Below are 5978 nucleotides of genomic sequence, written 5' to 3'. Positions count from 1 at the left end.
AGCGTGGAGCATGGTGGAACGGACGTATCCTCGTTCGTTGACTTTCAATGACGCACTACAATGACGCAATGACGCACTACAATGACGCAATGACGCACTACAATGACGCAATGACGCACTACAATGACGCAATGACGCAATGACGCACTACAATGACGCAATGACGCAATGACGCAATGACGCAATGACGCAATGACGCAATGACGCAATGACGCAATGACGCACTACAATGACGCAGGTGTTACTCCAGAGGCTCTTAATATTTACAGCTGGTGCCTAGGGCACCGTTTCGAAGCTGTTTGCGAGCGCCCACTTCGTGCCGAAGACGGCTGAAGCGCGCCCCTGAGCCAGGGCCACGGCAATCGAGCGTGTGAGCTGGATGCGGAAGCCCCACTGATAGGGTCGAGGGAGATCGTCGGCGAGGTACTTGATGAGCGAAGTCAGTTCGGTGCCGATGAGTCCGTAGACCTCGCACGCTCCCGAGATGAAGCAGTGCCCGAGGGCCTTGGTCGCGGCGTCGTGGATCTTCTTCTTCTCCTTGTCGGCGGCCTTGCTTGCCTTGCCCGGTACGTCCGTGACGGGCTGGACGATGGTGATGTCGGTAGCTACTGGGACTCCCGTTGAGAAGAGGAGGTCTGGTCGCTTCTTGCCGGAGTCGTAATGGTAGACGCGTGGCTCCTTGACGGTGGTGATCCCGTATAGGGTGCATACGCGTGCGATGGCGTCGCGGACTATGTTGTGCCGAGTGTAGTGCTTCACTTGTGTGAAGTGGTCGCACCTCAGGCTGTGGTCGATCTGTTCGTGGTCGTTGGTCACAACAGTCCCGCACGCGCACTTTGTGGGGTGCACGCGGAGATGTGGCGGGAGGAAACCGAGTCGGATGCAGTAGGCAGCGATGAACTGAGCTGGGCTGAGCTCGCCGTCGTACCAAAGCCATTCGGCGTCCAGGTTGTGTTGGGCTGTGCGGCGACTAAGAATAGTCACATCAGAAGTAACGAGCTCAACATGTCCTTGGATGCCTTGTAGCAGTTGGTCACGGGTCGACGCGAACAGTTTCGGCGCGACGTCAGGGTAATTGGGAAATCCGGCCCCGTAGCGATGATAGATCATCTCCGTGGGGATGGACTCGCCAGGCGGCAGTCGAAGTGTCTGGAAAAGGGCGGCGCGCAGGCGATCATCGAAGGCTCGTGTGAGGGCCTTGATGGCGTCTGGCGGCATGCAGCGAGAGATGTACTGGAGACGTGGTGACCCACACAGCCGCAGCAACGTGATCTTCAGCTGCGGGTGAAGTGGGAGCCGCATGAGGGTATCGAAGTATTTCATCTGCTTGGCGATCTTCTCTTCTTCGAACATCCGGGTGCAGGCGAAGTCTGCGCCGAGGATGACGAACGGCGTGTAGCGTGGAACGGAGGGGTCATAGACATCGGTTTTGTCCGCGTTGACCGAGAGACCGATCTTCGCGAACGCTGCCGTGACGTCGGCCATGGCCTGTTCGACGTCGCGCTTGCGCACAATCATCGTGAGGTCGTCGCAGTACATTTTGCAGAGGTAGTTCTTCTGGACGAGCTCGCGCAGCGCTCCGTCCACTCCGATGCAGAAAAAGTAGGAAGATGTCGAGTCACCCTGGCGGACGCCGTCGTCCATCATGAGGGTCTTGAATTGACCGGCGCCGTACACGGCTAGCGACGATGCAGCGCCGTAGGTCAGTCGGAAGTACTGCCGGGTGGTCGACGAATGCCCTTGGAGTTGGAGCTTGACGAACGCGCGGCGAATGGCGTTGAAGGCGTTGGACATATCGAACTTGACGTATACGTACTCACCGTCTGGGTCGAGGACCCGGAGTCTAGCCATGTCTGCGTACAGTTCGTGAATGATCGTTAGGCACCCGTCCTTCCGACCTATCGCGTACTGTTCACGGGATGGTTTGATGCCGTCGCGACTCAGGGCAATCGTACCGAGAATTTTGAGAAACAAACTGGCAATTGCAATCGGGCGAATTCCTCCTGCTGGTTTGACAATTCCAATCAGCCGAGCCGCGCGCATGATCTCGCCAAGGAGTGTACCGAGCTCCTGCGTCAACAAATAGTGGAGGACGAACGTGAGGTCTTCTTCAATGCCGGGCGCGCCGCGCATGGCGTCCTGCAAAAGGTCTTTCGTCCAGCCATCGATGCTCGTCGCGCATTGCCGGTTGATGGCCTTCAATGCGTTCTTGAGTTCGTTGGCCGAGAACATCGGGACTTCTTCGCGTGGGAACGCTTCGAACACTTCGTCCTCCTCTCGAGGCACAAGTTTTCGCTGCAGCATTTCCACCTTTTCGTCGAACGGGATGTCGCCGTCTAGGCCGTTGTTGATGAGCTTGTTGACAGTCTTAAGCTTCTGGTCCATCGCCAGGCGATGGGCGGCTTCTTTGAGACGTTCAACCTTGTCGTCGTCGTCGCGATCGCGTTGTGGGCGATTGTTCACCCGCATCTTGATGTTGAACGGCGTGTCGGTCTGAAGGTGCTTGACGATGCGAGTTGATGAAGAGTTTTCGGGCAGATAGCGCGTCGGCAGGGTGAAGAACTCCACGATGGCTGCCTCTCGCTCGGCGACCGTCGGGGCTGCTGCTGCCTTGCGCAGGGTTCGGCCGACAATGGCTCCCCAGTGCCCGCACGCCTGCGGCGGCACCGAGCCGCGTGTCTTGTAGAATCGGAGGTGGAGGAAGTCGTCGAGGGTGTTGATCGCCAGAGGTTCCGGCGCTTCACGTTCGATGAGGACAGGAGCCGGGACGCGCTTTGTGAGGGCGTTGTCCTTGCTGCGGATGACCGGAAGATCGGGGAACAGGCTCGCGTCTCCGAGGTCCGTTCCGAGATCCATGCACTCGTTCGCGGCTTTGTCTGCAGGGTTGCCGAGGTCGCGCTTCATGTGCGAAAGGACGACGTAGCCGGCCAACGACGCATACTCCATCCGCGCCTGTTGGACGAGGGGGACGAGGTGTGGTTTGGTGGGCTGTGCGTTCTCGCAGATGAACTTCGTGGTCAGTTGTGAATCGCCGTAGACGTTGACCCGCCTGTCTTTGTAGAAACGTCGAATGAGCGCAAACGCCCCGATCATGGAGGCGATCTCGCCTGCGTTGGAAGTGGATGATGTAGCGAAGCGTGCGTGGCGCGACGTGTGCACCGTACCGTCGTGGAGAAGTTCGTAGCAGACAAGGGCAGCCGAGGTCGCTCCACCGACTCGCATGCCGCCGTCTACGAAGATGACGACCTCCGGCGAACTGTACGGGCCGTCGCTGCGGTTGCAGAACGTCGTAGGGAAAGCCGGAAGGCCGTTTGTTGCAGTTGTGCTGAGCTTGATCATGAGGATCTCGACGCCGTCGGGGCCCTCAGTTTCAATAGGCGGAAGTGGGAAATTCCCGATGTCCGAGTAGTTGACTCGGACGGACCGGCCCTCCTTCATGACTACATCGCCGCTTGATGTCGTCACGACTGGAGAGCCGGAAGTGCGCCAGCATACCTCTACTTGCTGGCCGACGAAGCTGTACCGCATCGCGTCCCAAATGGCGGAACGTGACATTGGACCCTTCATCGCAAGTTCAGCCTGGAGGGTTCGAGTTCGAGTGACCCTTCGGCTTTCGCGCTGAGATGGAGAAAGAGAATCGGAAGCGGCGGCCGTCGCTACGGGAGTTGTTCCGTTGGCGTGGACCGATGGCGGCGATGATTGCGGCAGTTGAGCATCGGCATTCGATTGTGCGGAAGTTGAAGTTGAAGTTGAAGTTGGGGTTGAAGGTTGCTGATGTGAGGGAGGGGGGTCTTTCGCATTGGAGGAAGCAGGTGGTGCCTTACGCTTAGGCGCCATCACTTCCTCAATGTTGAACGGACGCGCTGAGCGGTGGAACGAGTTCCGAGGCCGCGTAGCGCCCGTTGAAAGACCACAGTCGCTCGCCTTCCCACATGGCGAGGTCCGTGCCCGCTTCCCACTCAAAGATCACCGATTTTCCCTCATCAGCACTCGGGTGACCATCACCCGGGTCAACGATCGTGGCGTTGCCCATCTTCTTCGCGATGAGCGCGACCTCGTGTACGTTGCGAACGTTCGACACCCGAACCGCCCGTCGGAGCGACGGCTTGGTCTCGAGTGCCTTGATGGTCCAGGCGGACTTGGCGGTAGGTGCGAAGATGGTGCGCTTGACGTTCGCGAAGGCCTGCGGCGGCGGAAGGGCAATGTCGGGGTAGACCTTGACGTCACGCTTCCCCTCGATGGCGCGGTAGATCAGCGGCATCGTCTCGCGAGTAATCTCTTTCTCGAAGTAGACGCGGATACTGACATACGAACTGAAGTACGCGTACTTGGCGTTGAGCTCCTCGTTCTTGCGGAGGGACATGAGCAGCTCTCGCAGCTTGCCGAGGTCGGTCTGGTGCTTGAACCGCAGCGTGACGAAGTGCTTCTGACGCTCGACCACCCAGTCGAGGATGAACCGACACGGCATGACGTGGCACTCGGTCTCCTCGAGGATGCGTTCGGCCTCAGCCGGAAGTAGGTAGGCGACAGCGCGCGCGTGCCCCGTCTGGTAGCACGTCTTGTGCTTGAAACGAAGCGGGTCGCTGGCTGCCGCGAGGAGCGCTGTGTTCGGGTCGACGCCTGGGGCCTCGATCACACTGTCGTCGTCGTCGTCGCTCGGCTCGTCGCGAACGTAGCTTCCGAACACAGTTTTGAGGAAGCCTCGAGTCTGAGGGTTCTCGATTCGGCTTTTCTTGTTCGAAGGCACGGCGTTCACAGCAGCGGCAGCCTCCTCGCCACCGATCTTGTGGGCCGCGTCGGCCGCCATCTTGCGGCAAAGTGTCTCGACCTTCGGCATGTGCTCTTCGGCGGCCTCGAGGTTGTAGGGCTGCCGAACGGAGTCGTCGTCGTAATTGATGGTCTCTTCGACGGATGCGGTCACGAGTTGGTTGTTGAGGATTCGCGCCATGAGGGGAATCTCGGTCACGCGGTCCTCCAGCGAACCGTACCGGTTGGAACCGGCAATCGGTGGGACGAGGTCGGACTGGCAGTCAAGGAGGATCAGCAGCGGGAACTTGCCGATAACGGGGAAGAAGACGACTCTGCCAGCGTGGAGCATGGTGGAACGGACGTATCCTCGTTCGTTGACTTTCGCGGCGGAGAAGGATGAGTAGTCCTTGTTGCAGCGGATAGCCCAAGTCTTCTGGCCCGCGAAAACATCGTTGCCGAACTCAGTCGGCCGGAAGAACGGGAAGGTGGCATCGAAATCGGACGGATCGATCTTACAGATCCAGCAGAGAAGCATGCGTTGTGTCAACGTGAGGTTGACACGGTGTGTGACGGTGGTGTGGGCGGCGCCGCGCTTGTTCGCGGAGAGGCGGCGGTTGGCGTCGCGGGCGTTGTTGTGGCGGTTCGTCTTCTCGGCGGCGTCGTCGTCTGACTCGGCGACGTTGGCGCGAGAGCGGTTGTCGGAAGTGGCTGCGGCAGCGGGCTGCGCGGCAGGGGAAGTGGGTTCGACGCGGTCTATTGCGGGCGCATCCCGTGTAGACTCGTCGCGTTGGACGCGGTTCTCTTCGCGGGCGATGCCCGCAGCGATGCCCTCTGCATCGGTCTTGTCGGTGGTATTCTGATTCTTCGTCGCCGTCTTGGCGGTCGAAGAGTCAGACTGCTTGGCCTTCGACAGCTTCTTCTTGTTCTTCGGACCGACGGTTGTGAACGGTTTATCGTTCCCACCCATCGTCCGAGTACACGTGTTGTTGTTTTTGTTGTTGTTGTTGTTTTGTTTGTCGATGCCGCTTAAGCGTGTAGGCGAGCTCGCTTCGCTCGCTCGCCACCCCCGCCCTCGCCGACCTTCTCCTCGGTCGAGGTTCGCTCGCTTCGCTCGCTTCACCGCTCCCTCGTCGAGGCCGCCTCGGGCAGTCGCGCTCGCTCAGCAGCAGTGTCCTCTTCTCAACGGGAGTCCCAGTAGCTACCGACATCACCATCGTCCAGCCCGTCAC

The 5978-nt window shown here is 59.5% G+C and carries 2 protein-coding genes; both read right to left on the bottom strand.

From position 1 onward, the window contains the following. Positions 1 to 276: 276 nt before the first annotated feature. Positions 277 to 3339, bottom strand: a complete 3063-nt coding sequence (locus Q9Q40_15665) for a reverse transcriptase domain-containing protein (protein ID MDQ7008659.1) — start codon at positions 3337 to 3339, stop codon at positions 277 to 279. Positions 3340 to 3844: 505 nt separating this feature from the next. Beyond that, complete coding sequence (locus Q9Q40_15660) at positions 3845 to 5869, bottom strand: hypothetical protein (protein ID MDQ7008658.1); 2025 nt, start codon at positions 5867 to 5869, stop codon at positions 3845 to 3847. Between the last annotated feature and the right edge of the window lie 109 nt (positions 5870 to 5978).

The sequence above is a fragment of the Acidobacteriota bacterium genome (genome assembly GCA_030949985.1).
Taxonomy (GTDB): Bacteria; Acidobacteriota; Polarisedimenticolia; order J045; family J045; genus JALTMS01.
This window is presented reverse-complemented; position numbering and strand designations above follow the sequence as displayed.

Excerpts from the sequence above, each read along its gene's own strand:
- Q9Q40_15665 (MDQ7008659.1), bottom strand. The coding sequence starts at position 3,339 with ATGATCAAGCTCAGCACAACTGCAACAAACGGCCTTCCGGCTTTCCCT.